A 23229-nucleotide genomic window follows, 5' to 3' on the forward strand; every position below is an offset into this window, starting at 1 on the left:
GGGCATCAACCAGCTCAAACAGCATCGGGCCGTGGCCACTCGCTTCGACAAACTCGCCGTCCGATACCAGGCCACGATCCATATCGCTGTCATCAACCAGTGGCTGCGACACAGTTGAGGGCGAGCCACAGGCCCGCCCTCAAAACTTCGAGACAGAACCTAGGCGCAGTACCGTGTCGCGCAGATGCGCCGGATACAGGACACAGGTGTCGAGGAAGACTCGCTGCATGGCTCAGTGCCGTTTCAGTGGCTCCGGGGGAGTCTCGTCGTACAGTCCTAGATCCTCGGAGATCCTGGTGATCTCGGACAGTCCCGCCGCGCGCTCGGCACGTCTGTATTCGCGGAACGCCAGGACATCGGTGAGACGTACTCTGCGATGCCGACCCGGCCGGGTGAACGGAATCGCACCGGAGTCCAGCAGCTTCACGAACGTCGGCCTGCTCATGCCCAGCAATTCGGCCGCCTCCTGTGTGGTCAGCGTGGTGTGCAGCGGTGCGACGGTCACGGCCTTGCCCTCGGACAGCGCGTGGGCTACCAGGCGCAATGCCTCGAATACCTCTCTCGGTAGGGCCACGACCGCGCCTTCCGAGGAGCGTAGGATCGCCGCCTCGACCGAGGGAGACGTGTCCAGGAATCTGCGCAGCTCCGCGATCTGATCCGGATGCTCCGGCAGCAGCGTGCGCTCGTTCAGTGTCTCGGTCATCCTGTCGGCCTCCTGCGGTCGGCCTCCATTATGCCGATCTTTCGAATAATTCGAAAGGAGTTGCTTGGTCCGGGTGGATGGTTTCGACTACCCATGGACGCATCGGCTCGATCTTTGCGAGCTGGAATGCGAAGCGCCCGAACGACTTCGACCGGCCGCCCGTTGGAGCGACGTTGACAGAACTGCGTTCGGAGCCTGGTGAGAAGTTGGGAAATACTCGAGTAAAGAGTTCGGCCCAGGTCAGAAAGAATTCTCTGACCTGGGCCGATGAGGGTGGCTGACGGGACTCGAACCCGCGACACCCAGGATCACAACCTGGTGCTCTACCAGCTGAACTACAGCCACCATTGCCGGTAACTTCCGGCGCGGTAGAGCTTAACCGGTCCGCGCGGTGAGTACCTAATCGGCTGTTCAGGATGGGTTTGCGGGGGGTTCGGCGGGGGTGGAGAGTTCGGCGGCGACGGCGGCGATCTCGGCGGTGGAGGGGCCGGGGGCGGGGACGAAGGCGGTGCGGCGGTAGTACTCGAGCTCGCGGATGGATTCCTTGATGTCGGCGAGGGCGCGGTGGGCGAGGCCCTTCTCGGGCTGGCCGAAGTAGATGCGCGGGTACCAGCGGCGGGTCAGTTCCTTGATGGAGCTGACGTCGATCATGCGGTAGTGCAGGTGGGTGTCGAGGGCCGGCATGTCGCGGGCGATGAAGCCGCGGTCGGTGGCGATGGAGTTGCCGGCCAGCGGGACCGTGCGCGCGGTGGGGACGTACTGCTTGATGTAGTCGAGGATCTGCTGCTCGGCCTCGGCGACGGAGACGGTGGAGCGGCGGACCTCCTCGGTGAGCCCGGAGCGGGCGTGCATCTCGGCCACCACCGGCGGCATGGCGGCCAGCGCGTCGTCGTCGGCGTGGATCACGATGTCCACGCCCTCGCCGAGGATATTGAGGTCACTGTCGGTCACGAGTGCGGCCACCTCGATCAGCTTGTCGCTGTCGAGCTGTAGGCCGGTCATCTCGCAGTCCATCCACACCACGTACTTGTCCACCCGCCAAACACTAACGCTTCGGCGTTCCGCGACCCGGAGGCCCGGCCGCGTCGAGCCCGCTCGGCCGCCCGACCGGGCAGTATCGTTCACATCAGTCCCGCATAACGAGCGGTCGGCATGTTGGTTGGGCAGTTCCCCGGGCAGTAGTTCACAGGGCAGTCGCAGTTGGCAGAGCAGACGGAGGATGCGCGATGACCACCCCGCAGGAGAAGGCAGCGGCGGCACGGAAGGCGGCGGAGGCGGCGGCGCGGATCGCGGCGGAGGCGGCGGCCGCCGCCGAGGCCGCGGAAAAGGAAGCCGCCGATCAGGAGGCGGCGGCCAAGGCCGCTGAGACGGCTCCTGGGGGCAACGGCATGACGAAAACCGCTGCCGCGGAATCTGATCAGGCCGCCCAGGACGAGGCCGCCGCACGCGAGATCGCGGCGGGATACGCCATGGAGGGCCTGGCGCTGGAGCTGGGCACCGTGGTCGTCGGCGACACCGTGCATCCCGATGCACGGGTGCGGATTCCGATGAAGACCATGAACCGCCACGGCCTGGTCGCGGGCGCCACCGGTACCGGTAAGACCAAGACCGTACAGGGCATCGCCGAGCAGCTCTCGACGGCCGGCGTGCCGGTGGTGCTGGCCGATATCAAGGGCGACCTGTCGGGTCTGGCGCAGCCGGGGCAGGCGAACGACAAGCTGCTGGCCCGCGCCCGGGAGACCGGCGATCCGGACTGGAGGCCGCAGGGCTTCCCGTGTGAGTTCGTCTCCCTCGGCACCGGGGGGATCGGCGTGCCGATCCGCGCCACCATCACCTCGTTCGGCCCGATCCTGCTCAGTAAGGCGCTGGGGCTCAACGAAACCCAGGAATCCACCCTCGGCCTGATCTTCCACTGGGCCGACCAGAACGGCTTGGCGCTGCTGGATCTGAAGGATCTGCGCGCGGTCATCCAATACCTCACCAGCCCGGAGGGTAAGGAAGATCTCAAGGGCATCGGCGGGGTCTCCGCGCAGACCGCGGGTGTGATCCTGCGCGCACTGGTGAATCTGGAGGCCGACGGCGGTGACACCTTCTTCGGCGAGCCCGAGCTCGAGCCCGCCGATCTCATGCGCACCGCGGGCGGGCAGGGCGTCATCACCCTGTTCGAGCTGGGCGCGCAGGCCGCGCGGCCGCAGATGTTCTCGACCTTCCTGATGTGGGTGCTGGCCAACCTGTTCCAGACCCTGCCCGAGGTCGGCGATATGGACAAGCCCAAGCTGGTGTTCATCTTCGACGAGGCGCACCTGCTGTTCAACGACGCCTCCAAGGCGTTCCTGAACCAGGTCGAGCAGACGGTCAAGCTGATCCGCTCCAAGGGCGTCGGCGTCTTCTTCTGCACCCAGCTGCCCACCGACATCCCGAATCCGGTGCTCTCCCAGCTGGGTGCGCGCATCCAGCACGCGCTGCGCGCATTCACGCCGGAAGATCAAGCGGCACTGTCGAAGACGGTGCGCACCTATCCCAAGACCGCCACCTATGATCTCGAAAAGGCGCTCACCTCACTGGGTATCGGTGAGGCCGTGGTGACGGTGTTGTCGGAGAAGGGCGCGCCCACCCCGGTCGCCTGGGCGCGCATGCAGCCGCCGCGCTCGCTCATGGACACCATCGGGGACGACGGAATCCGTTCCCGCGCACAGCAGTCCACGCTGTACGGCAAGTACGGGACCACCATCGACGCGGAATCGGCCTATGAGATCCTGACCGCGAAGATTCAGGCGACCGCGCAGCGGCAGGCCGACGAGGCGGCGGCCAAGGGCTCGCGCGCGGCCAGGCCCGCCCCGCAGGAGGATTCGATGGCCGAGAAGATCGTCAAGAATCCCGCCTTCAAGAACTTCCTGCGATCGGCGGCCACCGTCGCCGGGCGCGAGATCAGCCGCAGCATCTTCGGCACCCGGAAGCGGTAGCTCGGCTCAGCGCCCGATATCGCGGCTGAGCAGATCGTCGATGGTTTCGCGCCGGACCAGCTCCCGGCACCCGCCGTCGCGGACCGCGACGATCGGCGGGCGGCCGACGCCGTTGTAGGACGAGGCCAGGCTGTGGTGGTACGCCCCGGTGCAGGGCATGGCCAGCACCTCGCCGGGCCGCAGGTCGGCCGGCAGCCGGACGTCGCGGGCCAGGATGTCGCCCGCCTCGCAGTAGCGTCCGGCGATGGTGGCGCTCATGTGCGGGCCGGTGGGATGCCGGTTGGCAACCACGGCGTCGTAGCGCGCGCCGTAGAGGGCGACCCGCGGGTTGTCGCTCATACCGCCGTCCACGGTCACATAGGTGTGGCCGTGCTCGACGTGTTTGACCGACAGCACGCGGTACAGCGTGACGCCCGCCCGTGCCACGATGGCGCGGCCGGGTTCGAGAGCGATGCGGGGCCGCGGGAAGCCGTGCCGGGCGCAGGCGGCGTCCAGCGAATCCTCGATGATGTCGGCCAGTTCGGTCAGGTTCATCTCGGCGTCGCCGCTGCGGTAGGCGACCGCGTGCCCGCCGCCGAGGTCCAGGTCGGTCAGGGTGACGCCGAATTCGTCGCGGATGCGGGCCATCTCGGCGATCATGCGCCGCACCGCCTCGCCGTAGGGGAAGGTGTTGTAGATCTGCGACCCGATATGGCAGTGCAGCCCGGCCAGGGTCAGATTCGGTTGCCGCACAATGCGATCCACCGCTTCCAGCACCGCCCGCCCGCCGATCGGGAAACCGAACTTCTGATCGGTGACGCCGGTGCGGACCGCCGGATGTCCGTCGATGTCGATATCGGGGGTGACGCGCAGCAGCACCCGCTGCGGCCGCTCGGCCAGCGCCGAGAGCAGCGTGATCTCGGTGAGCGAGTCGATCACGATGCGCCCGACCCGGCAGTTCACCGCCGTCTCCAGTTCGGCGAAGGGTTTCCCGTTGCCGTGCAGCACGATCCGCTCCGGATCGGCCCAGCTGGACAGTGCCACCGCCAGTTCCCCGGCCGAGCACACGTCCAGCGACAGTCCCTCGTCGGTGATCCATTCGGCCACCGCGCGGGTGAGCAGTGCCTTGCCCGCATAGATGATCTCGGCGTCGGGGAACCGGGTGCGGTAGGCCTGACAGCGGGTGCGCACCTCGCCCTCGTCGAGCACATACGTCGGCGTGCCGTATTGATCGGCGATGTCGGCCAGCGCCACGCCGCCGACGGTGATGCGCCCGTCGGCGTCGTAGTGGGTTTCGCGTGGCCAGACCGCCGGATCGAGCCGGGGAACCATGCCCCCGTCACGCAGCGACGGGAAGATCTCGAGCAGCGTCAAGACGTCTCCTGGTGAGAGCTCCCCGCTTTCTCTCATGCGGGGCCGACACCAGGACTACGCCGGATTCCGCGGTCCGGAATGTCCGGCAACGTCCCCTTTACGAGCGTCCCGCCGATCTTGACGGTTTGCTGATCAGCTGCCGAGCTTCTTGTAGGCGGCGCCGGCCACCACCGAGGTGATCGAGCGCGGGCCGAACTGCCCGGCCAGGCTCATACCCTTGCTGATCAGGCCCGGGACCACGCGCATCTTGTTGCGGGCGAGCGCGTCGATGGTGATCTTGGCGGTGTGGGCGGCGGTGACCCAGATGAACTCCGGGATCTTGTTGCCCATCTCCTCCTGGTCCGGGTTGTCGGTACGGACCGGGCCGGGAGCCAGCAGGGTGACATTGATGCCGGTGCCCTTGAGCTCACCGCGTAGCGACTCGGAGAAGGTGTTCACGAACGCCTTGCTCGCGGAGTAGGTGGTGTTGTTCGGAATCGGCATATTGCCCGCCGCCGAGCCGGTGACGAGGATGCCGCCCGCCCGGCGCTCCAGCATGCCCGGCAGCACGGCCAGCGTGAGATCGTGCACGGCAACGGCATTCAGTTCCATGATGTCGCGCTCGTAGTCCAGGTCCAGCTTGGCCAGCGGGCCGAAGGTGGAGACACCGGCGTTGTTGCAGAGGATGGCGATGTCCCGCGCGGCCAGCTCCTTGGCCAGCGGCGCGCGCTGATCGCGGTCGGACAGGTCCACCGCGCGCACCTCGGCGGTGATGCCGTACCGCTCGGTCAGCCGCTGTGCCAGCTCGGCCAGCAGGTCGCCGCGGCGGGCGACGAGGATCAGCGAGTAGCCCCGCGAGGCAAGCTCTTCGGCGAGGGCGGTGCCGATCCCGGAGGAGGCTCCGGTGACGACGGCACGATTGTCGGCGGTGGGTACAGGCAGGCTCACGGGACCCGAGCCTACCGATGTTCGCGCGGATGGTGCGCTCGGCGTGCGGGTGGGGTACACGAAAGGGAAACCACCCCACCCGCACGCCCGCGTTCGCGCCGTTCAGCGCGTGTCCGGCGGGCGGATCAGGAAGTGCCTGCCCGGATCAGGCGGTGCACGTCGAGATCAGGCGGTGCACTTCGAGATGAGGACGCTGGCCTGGGAGGGATCCGCGCTGCCCAGGCTCACCATCAGGGGGTTCGGGTCCGGGCCGCTGGCCGCGAGAGCATTGCGCTCGGCGGCGGCCAGGTTGTTGCCCAGGCCGGTGTACAGGCGGCCGTCGCGGTCCACGAGGGCGGCGCAGCCGTTGTTCCAGCGCAGCTCCACCACACAGTTGGAGTAGCCGCACTGGTCCATGGCGTCGGCGTCGGCGCGGCCCTGGTCGGGCGCGTTGTAGGCGTAGCCGATGGACCACTGGTCGCCCCGGTCGGCGACGGCGAAGGAGCCGTAGTAGTCGTAGTCGGCGTGCGCCGTTCCCATGCCGGTGCTCATCAGCGCGGCGGCGGCGGAGGCCGCCGCACCGGCGGCGGCCTTACGAGACAGATGCATAGAGAATTTCTCCCCCAGGATCGTTGAAGCAAGTGCTCCGCGATCATGGCAGGGTGGTACGACATTCCCGACCATCTGAATCGGTTGGTGTATCGGTCATTTCGGATTCCGGCCGGAAATGTCGGGACCGGTCAATTGCGGGGCTTGGGCTCCATGAAGGCGATGCCCCAGTTCAGGTGACCGTGCCAGACGCTGGCTATGCGGCCGCCCTGGACGGCGGGTTTGGGGTCGCCGATCGGGCCGCCCGCGGCGCGGACGGCGGCGACGGTGGCGTCCAGGTCGGGGGACAGGAAGGCGACGCCGGTCAGGGCGGGCGCGCGGCCGGAGGACACGGCCTCGATGAACGGTTCGCCGACCCGGTAGAAGGCCATTTCAGGTCCCTCCGGGCCGCGCGGGAAGAAGCGCCGGCGCGGCGGGACGCCGAGGACGGCGGTCAGATCGGCGACGGCGTCGTCCAGATCGGGCACCCAGTAGACGACGTGATCGACGGTGATCACGCCGTTCGGATGCATCGGCATGGAATCAGCTTCGGGCGTCGTCGATTCCAGGTACGGGATGCCGAGTGATTCGGGGGCGGCATGGGTTTCGTCGAAGCCCCAGGCGGGCTCGCCCAGGGTGCAGGCGACGCGGCCGATCTGCACTCGGCCGCCGCTGACGGTGAAACCCAGTGCCGCCCAGGACTGCTCGTCTCCGGGCAGTCCCAGGCGGGTGAGGTTCGGCATTACAGGGCCGCCGCCAGCCGGGTGCCCTGGTTGATGGCACGCTTGGCGTCGAGTTCGGCGGCCAGGTCGGCGCCGCCGATGAGGTGCACCTTCACGCCCGCGTTCTGCAGCGGCTCGTGCAGGTCGCGCACGGATTCCTGGCCCGCGCACAGGATTACGTTGTCGCATTCGATGATCTGCGGGCGCTGGCGCTTCTCGCCGAAGCTGATGTGCAGGCCCCGGTCGTCGATGCGCTCGTAGTTGACGCCGCCGATCTGCTCGACGCCCTTGGCCTTGACCGCGGCCCGGTGCACCCAGCCGGTTGTCTTGCCCAGTCCCTTGCCGAAGGAGGACGACTTGCGCTGCAGCAGTACGACTTCCCGGGCGGCGGGGGAGGGCCTGGGGGTGGTGACGAAGCCGGGGACGGTGGGATCGTCGGAGACGCCCCACTCTTCCTTCCACTCGTCGAGCTTGAGGCTGGGATGTCCTTCGACGGTGAGGAATTCGCTCACGTCGAAGCCGATGCCGCCGGCGCCGATGACGGCCACCTTCTTGCCCACCGGCTTGCCGTCGCGCACCAGCTCGGCGTAGGTGAGCACCTTCGGGTGGTCGATGCCGGGGATATCGGGGATGCGCGGCTTCACGCCGGTGGCCAGGATGACCTCGGCGTAACCGCCCGCGATGAGCTGCTCGGCGGTGGCCCGGGTCTCGAGATGCACACGCACACCGGTGATTTCGAGCTGCCGGGTGTAGTAGCGCAGGGTCTCGTTGAACTCTTCCTTGCCCGGGATCCGGCGGGCGATGTCGAACTGCCCGCCGATCTTGTCGTCGGACTCGAACAGGTCCACGTGATGCCCGCGCTGGGCCAGGCTGACCGCGGCCGAGAGCCCGGCCGGTCCCGCGCCCACCACGGCGAACTTCCGGGTCCGGCGGGTGGGCAGCAGCTTCAGCTCGGTCTCGTGGCCGGCGCGCGGATTCAGCAGGCAGGACACGGTTTTGGCCTGGAAGGCGTGGTCCAGGCAGGCCTGGTTGCAGGCGATGCAGGTATTGATCTCGTCCCCCCGCGCGTCCTGGGCCTTGCGCGCCCAGTCCGGGTCGGCGAGCAGCGGGCGGGCCAGCGATACCAGGTCGGAGTCGCCGCGGATGAGGATCTCCTCGGCGGTCTCCGGCATATTGATGCGGTTGGACGCGCACACCGGAATGCTCACCAGGTCCTTGACCTTCGCGGTCCACTCCACGAACGCCGCACGCGGCACCGAGGTGACGATGGTGGGCACCCGGGCCTCGTGCCAGCCGATGTCGGTATTGATGATGGTGGCGCCGGCGGCTTCCACATCCCGTGCGACGGCGGCGATTTCGTCCCAGGTCTGGCCCTTCTCCACGAAGTCGGCCATGGACAGCCGGAAGACGATGATGAAGTCCGGCCCGACCGCCTTGCGCACCCGGCGCACGATCTCGCCCGCGATGCGGCGGCGGTTCTCCGGCGAACCGCCCCACTTGTCCTTGCGCTTGTTGGTGCGCTCGGCCAGGAACTGGTTGATGAAATAGCCTTCACCACCCATGATTTCGACGCCGTCGTACCCGGCGAACTTGGCCAGGTAGGCGCAGCGCGCGTAGTCGTCGATGGTGTCCTCGACGCCCTTGGACGAGAGCGCGCGGGGCTTGAACGGGTTGATGGGGGCCTTGATGGCGGAGGCGGACACGCTGGTCGGCATGTAGGAGTAGCGGCCCGCGTGCAGGATCTGCAGCGCGATCTTGCCGCCCTCGGCGTGCACCGCCCTGGTGATGGCACGGTGCCGGTAGGCCTCGGTCTTGTTGGTCAGCTTGGCGCCGAAGGGCAGCAGCCAGCCGGTGCGGTTGGGGGCGTAGCCGCCCGTGATGATCAGCCCGACACCGCCTTTGGCCCGCTCGGCGAAGTAGGCGGCCAGCCGGTTGGTGTGCCAGGCCCGATCCTCGAGGCCGGTGTGCATGGAACCCATGACCACGCGATTGCGCAGCGTGGTGAATCCCAGGTCCAGGGGTTCGAACAGGTGCGGGTACGCGCTCATCGCTGAGTGCCTTTCGGTTCGGACGCCTGCGACCGGGCTGAGTCGCGCTCGAGGGCGTCGAGTACTTCCTCGCACCAGTCGACGATTCCCTCCTCGACGCGGATGCCGCCGCGCAGGACGAGGTACTGGTGCAGCTTGGGGCCGGTGAGCTGATCCGGCGCGGGGTAGTCCTTCTTCTCGAAGGTGCGGTACAGGTCGAGCCGGTGCGCGTGCTGGTCGCGGTGGCGCTGCACCTCGGCGGTGAGCGCACCGACATCGCCGAGGGAGGCGGCTCGCAGCTTCACGCCGAGTTCGTTGCGCATGGGTTCCAGATCGGCGGGTTCGGCGATCCAGCGGATCAGTTCGGCCCGGCCGGCGTCGGAGACGGTGTAGACCTTCTTGTCCGGGCGGCCCTCCTGGGGCACGGTTTCCGCGATGACCCAGCCCTGCTCGTCCATGCGCTTGAGCACGCGATAGATCTGCTGGTGGGTAGCGTTCCAGAAGAATCCGATGGATTTGTCGAAACGGCGCGCCAGGTCGTATCCCGAGCTGGCGCGTTCGGTCAGCGATACCAGCAGCGCGTGTTCGAGGGCCATGCCGCCAGGGTAACTGAGACGAGACGTACTATGCAATTCAGTGCATAACGTATCGGCGTGGTGCGGATTCGCCGGTGTGTCGGTTAACGCGGCCGGTAGCGAACCGGATTTCAGAGCAAGTCACCCGCCCGGGGTGCTGGGCGGGGGTGGACTCAGGGGAGGAAACATGCGTTCGGCATTCACGACGGTGGGGGCCGCGGTGCTCATCGCGACATCCGCGGTGCTGATGACGGCCTGCAATGACAAGGACACCACCGGGGCCACGCCGACTTCGGTGAGCGCCGCGGCACAGGGCGCCGGGCAGCCGAATGACACTGCCGCTCCGGGTGGCGCCCTCGAGCCCGGCGGCACGAACTCGCAGGCGACCGTGCGCACTATCGGCAAGACCGGTTGGTACGAGGGCTTCGAGATCACCGTCGACAAGGCCACCGTCACGCCGGACGAATTCGGCGGCGCGAAGGTGCGGGTGGACATCACCTACAAGAACACCACCACGAAGGACCAGACGCTCAGCATCGTTCCCGGCGTGCAGATCGACGGCGCACTCGATGCCGGGGCCGGATTCGACAATCCGGATGTGCCCGGAAAGGGCTCGGCCGCAGGCGATGTCACCACCTCGGTGAAGAAGCTGGACAATGCCGAGCACCTGCTCGACACCATCACCATCGTCTACGGCACCTCCGCGGACAATCAGACCCTGATCCCACTGAAGACCGACGCGAAGGCCGACAGCGTCGCTCCCGGGACGCTGATCGTCTCGGGCAAGCTGGTGCAGGACCAGACCACCGTCGAAATCACCGGCGGCACACTGACACCCAGCTACACCAAGGGTGAGCGCAACAAGATGGATCTCGCCCTGCACATCAGGCTGGTCGGCGGCTCCGGCATCGCCGCGGGCGGACTGAACGTCTTCTACGAGTACTTCAGCATCAAGACGCCGGACGGCCAGAACGTGGTGGCCGATATCCGCGGCCCCATCGACGAATTGCTCAACCGCAACCAAACCATCGACAAGGCCGACAATGTCGTCGTGTTCGTGGTCCCCGCGCCGGCCACCGGCTCCTACGTCGTCGGCTACGACGCGACCAAGGGTGCGAGCACTGCCCCCACCTACTCCTTCACGGTCAGCTGAAAACTCCTGCGCGCCCGGTCTCTCCAGATCCGGCGCCACTCGGGCGCGCGTGTTCAGCGTTGTCGTGCTCACAGCCCGGCGGCGAAGACCCGCGCCGCCTCGAGATCACCGGCATCCGGCCGCCCCTTGTTGACGCCGCCCACCACTCGCAGCGGTGCCCAGGTGTCGAACGCGCGAACCGAGAAGGTATCGACCACCTCGAACCCCGCGCGCCGGACCAGCCGTGCCATCGGCCACAGTTGCGGCGGAAACCCACTGGTGGCGAACACGAAGGCCCTGCCGCGCTCTGCTTTCGGCAGCGACCGCACGAACCCGCGCAGCCGGGGGTGGAACATCTGGTTGAAGATCCCCGATCCGAACCCCACCAGGTCGTACTCCCCGAGCGAGCTCACCTCGACCTGCTCGGGCTCCAGGACCGTGGCCTCCAGCACCTCGCCCATGGCCTCCGCCACCCGCCGCGTATTGCCATGTGACACCGAAACACACACGATCAGGGCCTTCATCACAACGCTCCTTCGCTACCCGCATCGATCGGACATGCCCGGAGACACCACCCGAGTCTCGACCGTGACATCGAAGCGCTGTGTCGGACGTCATAGGGCTCGCACTCTTGGACCGGTGTCGGTGTGGCGACGGCCAATTCCGGTGGTCATGGTTCCGTCGATCACTTTGAAACTATGGCATTTCATATATGTCGGGATGCTAATTCGGAGCGGACCGCAGGTCGAGTGCACTGTCATGTTGCTTCCCGTGCCGGGTGCGGAGGCCGTCGTCGTCGGCACGCCAGACGCAGCTGATCGGGGCGTTGCTGACCAGCTTGCGGGAGTGTGACATGCTGGTAGCGAGCACGGGTTGTTGATGTGATCGCTCGGCTCGCAACAGGGAGATTTAAAAAGAATGTCGCAAGGCAGTGTGAAGTGGTTTAACGGCGAAAAGGGCTTCGGGTTCATTGCGCAGGACGGCGGCGGTCCCGACGTTTTCGTCCACTACTCCGAGATTGCCGGCTCCGGTTTCAAGTCCCTCGACGAGGGCCAGCGAGTCGAGTTCGAGATCGGCCAGGGCCAGAAGGGTCCGCAGGCGCAGAACGTCCGCGCCATCTAGGAGCCGACACAACACCTAACCCGCGCCGACCGGCGCGGGTTTCGTGCTTTTCGGAGGCGTTGCGTTGTTGCTCGCGCGCTTCCGGAGCCGTTCCGGAGACTTGCCGAAGTCAGAAATCTCTGCGGCGCAGGCTTTCCCATCCGGCCCACATCGCAGCGGCCGCCCAGATGGCGGTGACGGCGAGGCCGGTCCAGGGGCCGAGGGTTCCCGACGGGTTGTGGACGAGTGCCTGTCTGCCCGCCCGGTCGGGGAGAAACTGGATGAGGCCGCCGTCGTGGGTGACGTCGCCGAGAGTGAACGACAGCAGCAGGACCACGGGTACGAGAATTCCCATGGCGGCCATGGCGTTTCGGAATACGGTCGCCAGGCCGGCGGCGAACAGGGCGATCAGTGCGAGATAGAGTGCGCAGCCGATGATCGCGCGCCACGCCGCCGGATCCTCGGCCCGCACCCGCTGCTCCCCCAGCAGTGGTTGCCCGACGAAGAAACACAGCGCCGCGGTCGGCAGACCGGCCAGTAGCGTGCCGGCGCCGATCACCAGGAGGTTCGCCGAATACACCAGGCCCCGGCGCGGTACCGCCGCGAACCAGATGCGCGCTCCGTTGCTCCTGAACTGTGCTGCCGCACAGACGGCTCCGACACAGATAGCGGCGAGCTGACCGAAATTGATTCCGTAGAACGAGATCAGCAGCGCATCGAAACCCGGTTTGCCCGCATCGTGCCTGCCGAGGCTGACGGTCCCGGTCAGTGAAAATCCCACGGTGGCCGCGAACATCAGTGCGACCAGGCCACTCAGCACCGGCAGCGATCGGGCCTTGATCCATTCGGAGCGCAGGACTGCTGTGAAAGACATTGTCACATCACCTTTTCCGGTGTCGTCGGGGTCGAAGTGGCGGACGCGAACTCGGCGGCGTCCGTGGTCAGAGCGAGATATGCCTGCTCCAAAGTTCCCGACTCGTCGGCAAGTTCGAGGACCGGAACGCCGGCTCGGACGAGCAGTGGACCGACGGTGCCGACCCGGGTCCCCTCGACATACCAGCGCCCCGAATCGCCCGCGACCGAATCGAAGCCCGCATCGGTCAACACGGTGCGCAACATTTCGGGGGAGTCGGTACGAATCCGGACCCGCGGCCGGGCATGGCGATCGATGAAGTTGTCGAGGCCGGTGTCGGCGAGAACCCTGCCCCGACCCAGCACCACGAGATGGTCTGCGAAGGAAGCGGTTTCGTTCATCAGATGGCTGGAGACGAACACTGTCCGGCCCTCGTCGGCAAAGCTGCGCAGCGTACTGCGCAGCCAGATGATGCCCTCCGGGTCGAGCCCGTTGGACGGCTCGTCGAGCATCAGCACCGGCGGATCGCCCAGCAGGGCGGCGGCGATCCCGAGCCGCTGACGCATACCCAGCGAGAATGTCTTGATCCGTTTGCCGGCCACCGTCTCGAGACCGACTGCTCCCAGCACGTCGTCCACGCGCCGCCGGGGAATCCTTTCCGCGGCGGCGAGTGCCGACAGGTGTGCGAACGCGGTCCGGCTCGAATGCATCGCGAAGGGGTCGAGGAGTGCGCCGATCAGACGCTGTGGCCGGCGCGCGGCGGTGAATGGGTGACCGGCCACTGTCGCACGGCCCGAGGTCGGCCGATCCAGGCCGAGCACGAGCCGCATCGTGGTGGACTTGCCTGCGCCATTGGGACCGAGGAAACCGGTGACCCGGCCCGGCCGCACCGAGCAGGTGACCCGGTCCAGCGCCCGCTTCGGGCCGTAGTCCTTGGTGAGCTCGTGAAGGTCGATGGTGGTCATGGACCTCAGCCTGGTTTCGTATGGGGATCGTGTCCTCCCGCTGCCGGGTGAACCGTCTCCCCAATTCGGGGGAGCCGAGGCTCGGGAGGCGGCTGGCACGATGAAGCCATGATCAGTTCGGTCGCGTCACGGTTTTCCGATCCGGTGACGTACTCGCGCGGGCTGCATCTGGCGCTGCCGCTCGCCATCGTGGCACTGTGGCTGTACATCGACCGCACCCACTGGTACCTGCCTGCGGCGCTCGCCGTGCCGGTCGGGCTGATCCCTGCGACACGCTTGGCGGAGGGTCTGCAGGCACAGCTGTTCCTGATAAACCGCGAACACGGTGCGCCCCAGCGTTCGATCACGGCCGCCCGTTCGGTGGACCGGTCGGATCGATGGCGGACCGTGTTGTGGCTGGAAGTCCGGCTGGGGCTGAGTGTGATCCTGCTGGCAACGTGCGTGCCGGTCGTGCTGCTCACCCGGGACCTGGTGCGCGCGGCGACCGGGAGCCCGCCCGCGCACGACGCCATCGTGCGAATCACGCACCCGCACTGGTGGTTCGGGCTGCTGATACCGGTGACCATCGCCTTGCTCGCCATCGTCGTCATCGGCCTGGGCGACCTGGTCACCGTCGCGGCGCGCACGCTGCTGGCGCCGTCCGCCGCGCAGCGGCTGCGAGCCCTGGAGGAGAGCACCGAGCGACTGCTGGAACACAATCGGATCGCGCGCGAACTGCACGATTCGATCGGCCATGCCCTGACCGCTGCGGTCCTGCAGGCCGGCGCCGCGCGAGCGGCCGGTGACCCCGAGTTCACCGAACGCGCTCTGACCGCCATCGAGGACACCGGGCGCGCCGCACTGGAGGATCTGGATCGGGTCCTGCTCGTGCTGCGCGAGCCCCACCGTCCGATCCATGAGAGACCGACCCTCGCGGACGCCGAGCGGCTGTTCGAAGCAGCCCGGTCCGCAGGTGCGACGGTCGACGCCGCCGTAATCGGTCCGCTGCATCGGATTCCGGGTCCGGTCTCGCGGGAGGGCTACCGAATCCTGCAGGAGGCCATCACCAATGCCATGCGCCACGCCGGACGGGTGCCGATCGAGGTTCGGGTGCTGTCCGGGCCGGATCGGCTCGACCTCGATATCGCCAACGAGCTGATCGGCCCGATATCCGCCGGCGCCGGAACCGGGCTCCGCGGCATTCGCGAGCGTGCCGAACTGCTGGGCGGATCGGTGCGGCTCGGCGCCGAGGACGGCAGGTGGCGGGTACGGGTCGAGCTACCGGTCCAGGCTCGAGGGTGATCGAATGCCGGTGACAGTTCTGCTCGTCGACGATGAACCACTCGCTCGCGCGGGCCTGCGCGCGATCCTCGACGCTCAGCCCGACATCGAGGTGATCGGCGAGGCCGCCGACGGCGTGACCGTCGTTTCGCTGTGCAGACAGCTGAACCCCGATGTGATCGCCATGGATGTGCGAATGCCGTTGCTGGACGGCATCGAGACCACCCGCGCGATCCTGCGTTCCACGGCGCGGCCACCGAAGATCCTGGTGATCACCACGTACGAGAACGACGATTATGTCTACGCCGCCCTGCGCGCCGGCGCCGACGGGTTCCTTCTCAAACGTGCCCGCCCGGCCGAAATCGCCAACGCGGTACGGACTGTCGCAACCGGGGATTCGCTGTTGTACCCCGCCGCCGTCCGCGCGCTCGCTCACGGGCGCGGGAATCCCCGCGCCCGTGAGCAACTCGTTCGCGCCGGCCTCACCGACCGTGAGGAAACCGTCCTCCTGCTGATGACCCGCGGACTGTCGAACCGGGAAATCGCCGACCAACTCCACATCGGAGCCGAGACCGTCAAGACCCACGTCAGTGGGATCCTCACCAAACTCGACGCCCGGGACCGCACCCAGGCGGTGATCCTGGCCTACGAATCCGGCTTCGTCGAACGCTGATTCGAATCCCGAGCCGTCAGCGGGCGGCCCTGACCGCGAGGGCCGCGGCGACCAGGACGGTGATGCCCTCGGCCGTGGCGGTGGCGCCGACGGCGTAGGCAGCGGAGAGGGCGGTGGAACCGGCGAGGGTGAGGAATGCGGTGCCGAAGGCAGCCACGCCGATCACGACGCCCAATTGGACGCAGGTGACGAGTATGCCGCTGGCGTCGGCGGCCAGGGCGAGGGGGATCCTGCTGGTAGCGCGGGCCATGAGGGGGCTGAAGGCGAGGCCGTAGCCGATGCCCATCACGCCGAAGACGGTCAGTTCGAGCGGGCCGATGTCGCGGCCGCCGCGCATCTGCAGGCCCATGACGATGGTGGTCAGGGCGGCGGTCAGCAGGCCGGTGGGGATCATCGCGCGATGGAAGCGGGCGGGGATGCGGGTCCAATTCAGGCTCACCAGGCCGAAAGTCACGCCATTGGGGAGGAACAGGAGTCCGGCGTGCAGAGCGCTGTAGCCGAGGGTGGACTGGAGATGGATGGTGAGGACGAAGACCCAGCCGCCGAAGGTGCACATGACCAGGAACAGGGTGGCCGCGGTGAGCACCAGGCCGGGAGCCCGTAGCACGCGGTCGGCGAAGAGCGGTTCCCCGCCGCGGCGGTGCACCCAGCGCTCGACCAGGGCGAAGGCTGCGAAGCCGAAAGCGGACGCGCCCAGGGCGATTCGGGTCCACAGCGGCCAATCCTGTTCGTGCCCGAGCACCAGCGGCACGACCAGCGCCAGTACCGAGGCGGTCAGAACGGCCAGACCGGCCAGGTCGAGTTTGCGGTCCACGCCGGTGGTGACGGCCGGCAGGATGCGCGGGGCGGCGGCGAGCAGGGCCAGGCCGATCGGCACATTCACCAGAAACACACCGCGCCAGCCGGTTCCGGCGATATCGCTGCTCACGATGAGGCCGCCGAGGATCTGGCCGACGACCATGCCGCCGGAGATGACGGTCGCGTAGGCCGACAGCGCCCGCGCCCGGGCGGGTCCGGTGAAGGAGCGCTGCAGGATGGTCATCACCTGCGGCACCATGGCCGCCGATCCGACGCCCTGCAGGAACCGGAAGACGATGAGCGCCCCGGAGCTCCAGGCCAGCCCGCACGCCAGCGAGGCGAGGGTGAACAGCGCCAGCCCGGTGACGAACAGGGTGCGCTGCCCGAACCGGTCACCCAGCCGCGCGCCGGTCACCAGCAGCACCGCGTACGCGATCACGTACCCGGAGACGATGAGCTGCAGCCCGGAACCGGTGGCGTGCAGGGAGGTTCGGATGGAGGGGATGGCGACGTTCACGATGGAGGCGTCGAGTACGGCCATGAACTGGCCGAGCAGGATGACGGTCAGGACTGTGAGGGGTCGACGGACGGCTACCGGGGCGGGAGCCGCCGCGGGGGGAGACTGGGTCAGGCTCTGTGTCATGGGAATCAGCGTGCGCGGCGGCCGAAGCGGCGGACAGGAGTCTGTTTATACGGGTACTGGCACCACCTGGATACCCCTAGCGAATACCGTCACCATGGAGTCATGGTGTCAGCCTCGGGTTTCAGCGGCGTCGAGACGGTTACGGAAGCAGCCGTGCGCAACGGCAATTCGCGGTCGGTGCGCAAGGCCCGGCGCGAGGAGATGTCGACCTTCCTGAAGTCGCGGCGGGCGCGCATCCGCCCGGAGGATGTCGGCCTGCCCGTGGGCGCGCGCCGGCGCACCCCGGGGCTGCGGCGTGAGGAGGTGGCGCAGCTGGCCGGGGTGGGAATCACCTGGTACACCTGGCTCGAGCAGGGGCGCGACATCAATTGCAGTGTCCAGGTGCTGGATGCGATCGCCCGGGCGCTGTGCCTGGACGGCGCGGAGCACGCGCACCTGTACCGGCTCGCCGACGTTCCCACCGCGCCGACGCCGATCACCGAGGAGCTGGTGCCCGAGGAGGTGCAGATCATCCTCGACCACATGCATCCGCTGCCCGCGGCCCTGTTCAGCGCCAAATACGATGTGCTGGCCCGCAATACCGCCTACGCGACGATGTATCCGATGTTCATGAGCGGCTCCCGGAACGTGCTGCGCAAGGTCTTCCTGGCCGACGAGTGCTGCACGCCCTACCCGCCCCACTCGGAGCCGGACCACCTGGCCCGCATGGTCGGCTACCTGCGCTCCGCGTACGCCCGCAACCTCGCCGACCCCGAATGGGTGGAGTTCATCGACGACATGGTCTCGGCGAGCCCGCATTTCGCGGAACTCTGGGCGCGGAACGACGTCGCCCTCCCGCTGGGCCGCACCCGCATCATCCGCAACCTCGCCGTCGGCGAACTCGAGATGTACATGACCAGCATGTCCCTGCCTTCGATCGCCGGCGCGTGGATGCAGGTCTGGACGCCGTCCGATCCCGAAGCCTGGGGCAAACTCCACGCCCTGCTGTCCATGACGACCGAAGAGCGCCATCGCCCCTGGTCCGAACACGTCGAGCAAGTTCACGGCCGAACCCTCACGATCGACGACCGCGCCTGGGCGTGAGCGATTCTCGCATGTGCGGGACGCGCGGGGTGCGCGGATGTCGCGCGGGAGGCCCGTGGGGTCGCCTAGTCTGCGCTGCATGAGCGAGCGCTCGGGAGACGTCACCGTGGGTCAGGCGACCGGGCGGGCGACGGTGCTGGCGTGGGGGTTCTGGGACTGGGCGGGCGCGGCGTTCAACGCGGTGATCCTGACCTTCGTGTTCTCGGTGTATCTGACCGACAAGGTGGGCAAGGATCTGCCGGGCGGGATCTCGCCCAGTGCCTGGCTCGGGTGGGCGCTGGGAGCGGCAGGGCTGGTGGTGGCGGTGACCGCGCCGGTGGCCGGGCAGTGGTTCGACGCCACCGCCAGACGCAAGCTGGCGCTGGGACTGCTGACCTCGCTGACGGTGCTGGTGATGGCGGCCATGTTCTTCGTGCACGCCGACCACCACTACCTGTGGCTGGGATTGGCCCTGCTGGGCGTGGGCTCGGCCGCCTTCGAGCTCTCGCATGTGCCGTACTTCGCCATGCTGCGGCAGGTGTCCACGCCCGCCAATGTCGGGCGGGTGTCCGGGTTCGGCTGGGCCATGGGCTATTTCGGCGGGATCATCCTGCTGCTGATCAGCTATGTCGGCTTCATCGCGGGCAAGGGCGACTATCGCGGACTGCTCGGCGTGCCGATCGAGGATGGGCTGAACATCCGACTGGTCGCCGTGCTGGCGGCGGTCTGGTTCGCCGGATTCGCGGTGCCGCTGTTCCTGTTCGTTCCCGAGGTGCCGCGCACCACGGCCGACCCCGGTGCGGCGGTGCGGGGCCGGTCGTTCCTGCGCTCGTACGGGGTGCTCTTCCGCGACATCCGGGAACTGTGGCGCGTCGATCGGCGCACCGTGGCGTTCCTGCTGGCCAGCGCGGTGTTCCGGGACGGCCTGGCCGGCGTGTTCACCTTCGGCGCGATCCTGGCGGTGCGGGTGTACGGCATCGCGGACTCGGATGTGCTGCTGTTCGGCATTGCCGCGAATGTGGTTGCGGCCCTGGGTGCGTTGGTCGGCGGCCGGTTCGACGACCGCACCGGCCCGAAGCCGGTGATCGTCACCTCGCTGGCGGGCATGATCGTATGCGGAGCGTTCCTGCTGGTGCTGTCCGGTCCGCTCATGTTCTGGATCTTCGGCCTGGCGCTGACCGTATTCGTCGGCCCCGCACAGGCTTCCGCACGTTCGTTCCTGGCCCGGGTGTCCCCGCCCGGCCGCGAGGGGCAGATGTTCGGGCTCTACGCCACCACGGGTCGCGCCGTATCCTTCCTGGCCCCAACCCTTTTCGGATTCTTCGTCTGGGCGTTCGACGCCGAGCGGGCGGGAATCGTTGGCCTGCTACTCGTCTTGATCGTCGGCCTGATGCTCTTGCTGCCGGTGCGCGGAGATGATGTGCGCGGCCGCTGATTTCAGGGGCGACCCATCCCTAGGCGGGCCGCCACGCGCCCATGCCGAGCGCGATGAGCCGCACCTGCAGTACCGCACGCTCCACGGTCCGTATGCTCTCCCGGGATTCGGCCATCAGGTAGTCGGCGATCCGGTCGGCGACCGTGGACACGATGAGATCCGCGGCCAGCTCCAGATCGTCGGGCGACCATGCGTCCAGCGCCCGCACCCGGGACAGGTCGACCACCAATTCCCGTTCGATGAGCTGCATTTCGACCGCGATGGCCCCGCGCAGCGCGGCCGAGCCGCCGTGGCGTTCGCGAATCAGGAAGCCCCACAGGTCGCGCTTCCCGTCGACCTGATCGAAGACGAAGCGCACGGTCTGCGCCAGCGTCGCGTTCGGGGTGCGCCGCATTTCCCGTAGCGCCAGGCGCAATTGGCGCACGCCCTCCTCGACCAGGGTGGTGCCGAGTTCGTCGAGCGAGGCGAAGTGCCGGTAGAAGGCGGTGGGCACGATGCCGGCCGAGCGTGCGATCTCACGCAGGGACAGCGCCGCGAAGCCGCGGTCCGCGGCCAGGGCGAGGGTGCCGTCGAGTAGCGCCGCGCGGGTGCGTTCCTTGCGCTCGACTCGGGTAGCTGCCTGCTCGCTCATCTCGATCACCATACATGCGTTCACATTCGTTCCATTCGCAAGATGTCGTGTGGGTCACACGAACTGCCGGTTGAACTGGAGTGGCTTCGCCCGGCACACTATCTCAGTGTACAGATGTGCACCGAAATTCCTTCGGGGTCCGGTATGACATCGAGGTCACGCCGGAGGCGCATCGACTGCGAAGAGGCGTCGCTCAGCCCGGCGACGCGACAGGAGGCTCACATGGTCGGACTATTCGACCTGGTGCAGAAGACAATGACCACCCCGCACCCGCTGGATCGCTACCTCGAGCTGGTGCGCCCGACCCTGACCCGGCGCTCGATGCGCGCGGAGATCACCCACGTGCGGCGCAGCGCGGTCGGCTCGGTCACCCTCACCCTCGAGCCCGCCCGGCAGTGGTCCGGGCACGTGGCGGGACAATACGTGCAGATCGGCGTCGTGATCGACGGCGTCCGCCACACCCGCTGCTATTCACCGGTCAATGCCGAGGGACGCCGCGACCGGCACATCGAACTCACCGTCAAGGCCCACCCGCACGGCTTGGTCTCGAACCACCTGCACGAGAACGCGATTCCCGGCATGGTGGTGGACCTGGAGCCCGCCGCCGGCGCGTTCCACCTGCCCGAGCCGCGGCCCGAGCAGATCGTGCTGATCAGCGGCGGCAGCGGCATCACGCCGGTGCTGTCCATGCTGCGCACCCTCGCCAACGAGGGCTACCGTGGCCGCATCCTGTTCCTGCATTACAACCGTTCTCCGGAATGGGTGCCGCATCGCCAGGAACTCGAGGCGATCGCCATGCAGCACGGCAATGTCCGCATCGAATTCCGCTACCCGGAGACCGTCCGCGGCCGTCGCGATTCTGGACTGAGTGGAGCGGGGGAGCGAAGCGGAGGAGCGGAGGGAGGGAAGAATCGAGACTTCGGGGCCGTGAACCCGCCCGGAGCGAAGCGTAGGGCGAATCAGGCAGAGCGCGCCGCCGGCTTCGGCTACGACGAGCTGGAGTCCCTCGCGCCCTGGTTCCCGTCCGCGCAGACCTACCTGTGCGGACCGCCCGGCCTGATGGCCGCGGTGCGCACCGTCTACGAGGCCGAACAGCTCGGCGATCGGCTGCACAGCGAGGAGTTCACCCTCGCCACCGCGGTCGTGGACCCGGCCGACGCCGAGGGGAAGGTGACCTTCTCCGGCAGCGGCGTGGTCGCCGAGAACACCGGCGAAAGCCTGCTCGAGCAGGCCGAATCTGCGGGCCTGAGCCCGGAGTACGGCTGCCGCATGGGCATTTGCTTCTCCTGCACGGCCGTCAAGCGCAGCGGCTGCACCCGCAACCTGCGCACCGGGGAGCTCGACAGCGACCCGGATCAGCCCATCCAGATCTGCATCAACGCCCCCGTCGGGGACGTCGACCTCGCTCTCTGACTCATTTCTGCCATCTGAACAGGAGGGATCATGGCGATCCTCACCGAAACCACCGAGGGCCCGCTGGTGCTCAGCGTCGATCAGGTCGAGGAGATCGGCCGCGAGCTCGACGCGCTGCGCGCCCGCATCACCACGGACCTGGGCGACCGGGACCGCGAGTACATCTACCAGGTGATCAAGGCCCAGCGCGGCCTGGAGATCGCCGGTCGCGGCCTGCTCTACCTGGGCTTCCTGCCGCCGTTCTGGCTGGCCGGCGTGGCCGCGCTGAGCGTGTCGAAGATTCTCGACAATATGGAGATCGGCCACAACGTCATGCACGGCCAGTGGGACTGGATGCGTGAGCCGACCCTGAATTCCCGTGTCTTCGAATGGGATACGGTCTGCCCGGGCGACCAGTGGCGGCACTCGCACAACTACATGCACCACACCTACACCAACATCCTCGACATGGACCGCGACATCGGTTACGGCATCCTGCGCGTGGACGAGGCGCAGAGCTGGAATGTGCTGCGGCTGGGCAACCCGCTCTACGCCTTCGCGCTGATGGTCGCGTTCGAGTGGGGCGTGATGGGCCACGACCTCGAGGTCGAGAACATCGTCCGGGGCAAGAAGTCCTGGCAGGAGGTCAAGACGCTGGTCAAGGGCCAGTGGCGCAAGGCCAGCCGGCAGGTGCTCAAGGATTACGTGGTCTTCCCGGCGCTGACCGGACCGCTGTTCCTGTCCACGCTGGCGGCCAACTTCACCGCCAATATCGTGCGCAACCTGTGGACGTTCTCGATCATCTTCTGCGGCCACTTCCCGACCGGCGTACAGACGTTCACCCAGGAGGAGTGCGCCGAGGAGACCCAGGGCGAGTGGTATGTGCGCCAGATGCTGGGCTCGGCCAATATCGAGGGCGGCAAGCTCTTCCACATCATGTCCGGCAACCTGTCGCACCAGATCGAGCATCACCTGTTCCCCGATCTGCCGGCCAACCGGTACCCGGAAATCGCCCCCGAGGTGAAGGCGCTGTGCGAAAAGCACGGCCTGCCCTACAACACCGGACGCTTCTCCCGGCAGATCGGTTCGGTGTGGTTGAAGCTGTTCAAGCTGGCGCTGCCGCCGTTCCTGGTCAAGAATTCAGCACAGGCCGGTGTTATCGTGATGCGCCGGGGGCAGGCGAGCGAAGTGGGCGTGTAAATGATTTCCAAATTCGAGAGCAACAAGGATCTGATCCAGGAATTGACGTCGTCGGGAGCACGACACGTCGGCAATATCGCCTCGATCATCACCGGCACCGTCGCCGAGGTGACCCGCGAGATCGGTGACTGGATCACCGACGCGATCGAGATGCGTGAGGCCGCCGCCGCTGCCGCGCAGGACGCGGCCGCCCAGCGTGCCGCGAACCTGACCGACGACCTCGACGACGAGGTCGACGAAGCCCCGG

The 23229-nt window shown here is 67.6% G+C and carries 22 protein-coding genes, 1 tRNA gene and 2 pseudogenes; 11 read left to right on the forward strand and 14 right to left on the reverse strand.

Features of this window, described 5'->3' with window-relative positions:
• Nucleotides 1-118: pseudogene (locus ACWEKS_RS22020) on the forward strand (IS5 family transposase); the annotation flags it as partial.
• Nucleotides 119-232: 114 nt separating this feature from the next.
• Here ACWEKS_RS22020 and ACWEKS_RS22025 read toward each other — a convergent pair.
• From ACWEKS_RS22025 to orn, 3 genes are all read right to left on the reverse strand, one after another.
• Nucleotides 233-703: an excisionase family DNA-binding protein gene (locus tag ACWEKS_RS22025; protein WP_452341809.1), complete on the reverse strand. Its 471-nt coding sequence runs from the start codon at nucleotides 701-703 to the stop codon at nucleotides 233-235.
• A 272-nt stretch (nucleotides 704-975) separates the two neighbouring features.
• A tRNA-His gene (locus tag ACWEKS_RS22030) sits at nucleotides 976-1048 on the reverse strand.
• Between the two features lie 66 nt (nucleotides 1049-1114).
• Complete coding sequence (gene orn, locus ACWEKS_RS22035) at nucleotides 1115-1738, reverse strand: oligoribonuclease (RefSeq protein WP_452341810.1); 624 nt, start codon at nucleotides 1736-1738, stop codon at nucleotides 1115-1117.
• Between the two features lie 191 nt (nucleotides 1739-1929).
• Here orn and ACWEKS_RS22040 point away from each other — a divergent pair, with 191 nt between their 5' ends.
• Entirely contained in the window at nucleotides 1930-3666 is a 1737-nt protein-coding gene (locus ACWEKS_RS22040) for a helicase HerA-like domain-containing protein (protein WP_452341811.1), read from the forward strand.
• A gap of 6 nt (nucleotides 3667-3672) precedes the next feature.
• Here ACWEKS_RS22040 and lysA read toward each other — a convergent pair whose 3' ends face one another.
• The 6 genes from lysA to ACWEKS_RS22070 all read right to left on the reverse strand — a co-directional run bounded on the left by lysA (nucleotide 3673) and on the right by ACWEKS_RS22070 (nucleotide 9858).
• Nucleotides 3673-5019, reverse strand: coding sequence for a diaminopimelate decarboxylase (lysA, locus tag ACWEKS_RS22045; RefSeq protein WP_452341812.1), 1347 nt, complete (start codon nucleotides 5017-5019; stop codon nucleotides 3673-3675).
• A gap of 132 nt (nucleotides 5020-5151) precedes the next feature.
• Nucleotides 5152-5946 carry a mycolate reductase gene (cmrA, locus tag ACWEKS_RS22050; protein ID WP_354834405.1) on the reverse strand — a complete coding sequence of 265 codons (795 nt, stop codon included), beginning with the start codon at nucleotides 5944-5946 and terminating at the stop codon, nucleotides 5152-5154.
• A gap of 165 nt (nucleotides 5947-6111) precedes the next feature.
• Nucleotides 6112-6534: a DUF4189 domain-containing protein gene (locus tag ACWEKS_RS22055; RefSeq protein ID WP_452341813.1), complete on the reverse strand. Its 423-nt coding sequence runs from the start codon at nucleotides 6532-6534 to the stop codon at nucleotides 6112-6114.
• Nucleotides 6535-6665: 131 nt separating this feature from the next.
• The gene (locus ACWEKS_RS22060; RefSeq protein WP_452341814.1) at nucleotides 6666-7256 is read right to left on the reverse strand and encodes a VOC family protein; all 591 of its coding nucleotides are present in this window, start codon (nucleotides 7254-7256) and stop codon (nucleotides 6666-6668) included.
• The gene (locus ACWEKS_RS22065) at nucleotides 7256-9283 is read right to left on the reverse strand and encodes an oxidoreductase (RefSeq protein ID WP_452341815.1); all 2028 of its coding nucleotides are present in this window, start codon (nucleotides 9281-9283) and stop codon (nucleotides 7256-7258) included. Before ACWEKS_RS22065 ends, ACWEKS_RS22060 begins: the two co-directional genes overlap by 1 nt.
• On the reverse strand, nucleotides 9280-9858 hold the full coding sequence (locus ACWEKS_RS22070; RefSeq protein ID WP_452341816.1) for a PadR family transcriptional regulator: 579 nt from the start codon (nucleotides 9856-9858) through the stop codon (nucleotides 9280-9282). Before ACWEKS_RS22070 ends, ACWEKS_RS22065 begins: the two co-directional genes overlap by 4 nt.
• Before the next feature lie 166 nt (nucleotides 9859-10024).
• Between ACWEKS_RS22070 and ACWEKS_RS22075 the strand changes: the two genes are divergently transcribed.
• Nucleotides 10025-10990 carry a hypothetical protein gene (locus ACWEKS_RS22075; protein ID WP_452341817.1) on the forward strand — a complete coding sequence of 322 codons (966 nt, stop codon included), beginning with the start codon at nucleotides 10025-10027 and terminating at the stop codon, nucleotides 10988-10990.
• Between the two features lie 68 nt (nucleotides 10991-11058).
• Here ACWEKS_RS22075 and ACWEKS_RS22080 read toward each other — a convergent pair whose 3' ends face one another.
• Nucleotides 11059-11493, reverse strand: coding sequence for a flavodoxin family protein (locus ACWEKS_RS22080; protein ID WP_452341818.1), 435 nt, complete (start codon nucleotides 11491-11493; stop codon nucleotides 11059-11061).
• A 394-nt stretch (nucleotides 11494-11887) separates the two neighbouring features.
• Here ACWEKS_RS22080 and ACWEKS_RS22085 point away from each other — a divergent pair, with 394 nt between their 5' ends.
• Complete coding sequence (locus ACWEKS_RS22085; RefSeq protein WP_040813159.1) at nucleotides 11888-12091, forward strand: cold-shock protein; 204 nt, start codon at nucleotides 11888-11890, stop codon at nucleotides 12089-12091.
• A gap of 109 nt (nucleotides 12092-12200) precedes the next feature.
• Here the strand turns inward: ACWEKS_RS22085 and ACWEKS_RS22090 are convergent, their stop codons facing one another.
• On the reverse strand, nucleotides 12201-12944 hold the full coding sequence (locus ACWEKS_RS22090; RefSeq protein ID WP_452341819.1) for a hypothetical protein: 744 nt from the start codon (nucleotides 12942-12944) through the stop codon (nucleotides 12201-12203).
• A 2-nt stretch (nucleotides 12945-12946) separates the two neighbouring features.
• Nucleotides 12947-13888, reverse strand: a complete 942-nt coding sequence (locus ACWEKS_RS22095) for an ABC transporter ATP-binding protein (RefSeq protein ID WP_452341820.1) — start codon at nucleotides 13886-13888, stop codon at nucleotides 12947-12949.
• A 108-nt stretch (nucleotides 13889-13996) separates the two neighbouring features.
• On the opposite strand from ACWEKS_RS22095, the gene ACWEKS_RS22100 reads away from it, so the two are divergent.
• Complete coding sequence (locus ACWEKS_RS22100) at nucleotides 13997-15169, forward strand: sensor histidine kinase (RefSeq protein ID WP_452341821.1); 1173 nt, start codon at nucleotides 13997-13999, stop codon at nucleotides 15167-15169.
• Nucleotides 15170-15173: 4 nt separating this feature from the next.
• Nucleotides 15174-15821 (forward strand): response regulator, encoded by a 648-nt coding sequence (locus ACWEKS_RS22105; RefSeq protein WP_452341822.1) that lies wholly within the window; start codon nucleotides 15174-15176, stop codon nucleotides 15819-15821.
• 16 nt (nucleotides 15822-15837) lie between these two features.
• Here ACWEKS_RS22105 and ACWEKS_RS22110 read toward each other — a convergent pair whose 3' ends face one another.
• Nucleotides 15838-17262 (reverse strand): MFS transporter, encoded by a 1425-nt coding sequence (locus ACWEKS_RS22110; RefSeq protein ID WP_452341823.1) that lies wholly within the window; start codon nucleotides 17260-17262, stop codon nucleotides 15838-15840.
• A 102-nt stretch (nucleotides 17263-17364) separates the two neighbouring features.
• On the opposite strand from ACWEKS_RS22110, the gene ACWEKS_RS22115 reads away from it, so the two are divergent.
• A complete protein-coding gene (locus tag ACWEKS_RS22115) occupies nucleotides 17365-18345 on the forward strand; it encodes a helix-turn-helix transcriptional regulator (protein ID WP_452341824.1) in 981 nt (326 codons plus the stop codon).
• A gap of 79 nt (nucleotides 18346-18424) precedes the next feature.
• Nucleotides 18425-19759 carry an MFS transporter gene (locus tag ACWEKS_RS22120; RefSeq protein ID WP_452341825.1) on the forward strand — a complete coding sequence of 445 codons (1335 nt, stop codon included), beginning with the start codon at nucleotides 18425-18427 and terminating at the stop codon, nucleotides 19757-19759.
• 19 nt (nucleotides 19760-19778) lie between these two features.
• On the opposite strand, the gene ACWEKS_RS22125 is transcribed toward ACWEKS_RS22120, so the two are convergent.
• Nucleotides 19779-20390 carry a TetR family transcriptional regulator gene (locus ACWEKS_RS22125; protein WP_452341826.1) on the reverse strand — a complete coding sequence of 204 codons (612 nt, stop codon included), beginning with the start codon at nucleotides 20388-20390 and terminating at the stop codon, nucleotides 19779-19781.
• A gap of 222 nt (nucleotides 20391-20612) precedes the next feature.
• On the opposite strand from ACWEKS_RS22125, the gene ACWEKS_RS22130 reads away from it, so the two are divergent.
• The 3 genes and pseudogenes from ACWEKS_RS22130 to ACWEKS_RS22140 form a co-directional block, all read left to right on the forward strand.
• Nucleotides 20613-21803 (forward strand): ferredoxin reductase, encoded by a 1191-nt coding sequence (locus tag ACWEKS_RS22130; RefSeq protein ID WP_452341827.1) that lies wholly within the window; start codon nucleotides 20613-20615, stop codon nucleotides 21801-21803.
• A 30-nt stretch (nucleotides 21804-21833) separates the two neighbouring features.
• Nucleotides 21834-22982 carry a fatty acid desaturase family protein gene (locus ACWEKS_RS22135; protein WP_452341828.1) on the forward strand — a complete coding sequence of 383 codons (1149 nt, stop codon included), beginning with the start codon at nucleotides 21834-21836 and terminating at the stop codon, nucleotides 22980-22982.
• Nucleotides 22983-23210: pseudogene (locus tag ACWEKS_RS22140) on the forward strand (hypothetical protein); the annotation flags it as partial. It abuts the gene before it with no gap.
• Between the last annotated feature and the right edge of the window lie 19 nt (nucleotides 23211-23229).

This window comes from Nocardia sp. NPDC004711 (assembly GCF_053601595.1).

Coding starts and splice junctions, on each gene's coding strand:
- ACWEKS_RS22025 (WP_452341809.1), bottom strand. CDS start 703: ATGACCGAGACACTGAACGAGCGCACGCTGCTGCCGGAGCATCCGGAT.
- ACWEKS_RS22040 (WP_452341811.1), top strand. CDS start 1,930: ATGACCACCCCGCAGGAGAAGGCAGCGGCGGCACGGAAGGCGGCGGAG.
- ACWEKS_RS22055 (WP_452341813.1), bottom strand. CDS start 6,534: ATGCATCTGTCTCGTAAGGCCGCCGCCGGTGCGGCGGCCTCCGCCGCC.
- ACWEKS_RS22060 (WP_452341814.1), bottom strand. CDS start 7,256: ATGCCGAACCTCACCCGCCTGGGACTGCCCGGAGACGAGCAGTCCTGG.
- ACWEKS_RS22065 (WP_452341815.1), bottom strand. CDS start 9,283: ATGAGCGCGTACCCGCACCTGTTCGAACCCCTGGACCTGGGATTCACC.
- ACWEKS_RS22070 (WP_452341816.1), bottom strand. CDS start 9,858: ATGGCCCTCGAACACGCGCTGCTGGTATCGCTGACCGAACGCGCCAGC.
- ACWEKS_RS22075 (WP_452341817.1), top strand. CDS start 10,025: ATGCGTTCGGCATTCACGACGGTGGGGGCCGCGGTGCTCATCGCGACA.
- ACWEKS_RS22080 (WP_452341818.1), bottom strand. CDS start 11,493: ATGAAGGCCCTGATCGTGTGTGTTTCGGTGTCACATGGCAATACGCGG.
- ACWEKS_RS22085 (WP_040813159.1), top strand. CDS start 11,888: ATGTCGCAAGGCAGTGTGAAGTGGTTTAACGGCGAAAAGGGCTTCGGG.
- ACWEKS_RS22090 (WP_452341819.1), bottom strand. CDS start 12,944: ATGTCTTTCACAGCAGTCCTGCGCTCCGAATGGATCAAGGCCCGATCG.
- ACWEKS_RS22095 (WP_452341820.1), bottom strand. CDS start 13,888: ATGACCACCATCGACCTTCACGAGCTCACCAAGGACTACGGCCCGAAG.
- ACWEKS_RS22100 (WP_452341821.1), top strand. CDS start 13,997: ATGATCAGTTCGGTCGCGTCACGGTTTTCCGATCCGGTGACGTACTCG.
- ACWEKS_RS22105 (WP_452341822.1), top strand. CDS start 15,174: ATGCCGGTGACAGTTCTGCTCGTCGACGATGAACCACTCGCTCGCGCG.
- ACWEKS_RS22110 (WP_452341823.1), bottom strand. CDS start 17,262: ATGACACAGAGCCTGACCCAGTCTCCCCCCGCGGCGGCTCCCGCCCCG.
- ACWEKS_RS22115 (WP_452341824.1), top strand. CDS start 17,365: ATGGTGTCAGCCTCGGGTTTCAGCGGCGTCGAGACGGTTACGGAAGCA.
- ACWEKS_RS22120 (WP_452341825.1), top strand. CDS start 18,425: ATGAGCGAGCGCTCGGGAGACGTCACCGTGGGTCAGGCGACCGGGCGG.
- ACWEKS_RS22125 (WP_452341826.1), bottom strand. CDS start 20,390: ATGAGCGAGCAGGCAGCTACCCGAGTCGAGCGCAAGGAACGCACCCGC.
- ACWEKS_RS22130 (WP_452341827.1), top strand. CDS start 20,613: ATGGTCGGACTATTCGACCTGGTGCAGAAGACAATGACCACCCCGCAC.
- ACWEKS_RS22135 (WP_452341828.1), top strand. CDS start 21,834: ATGGCGATCCTCACCGAAACCACCGAGGGCCCGCTGGTGCTCAGCGTC.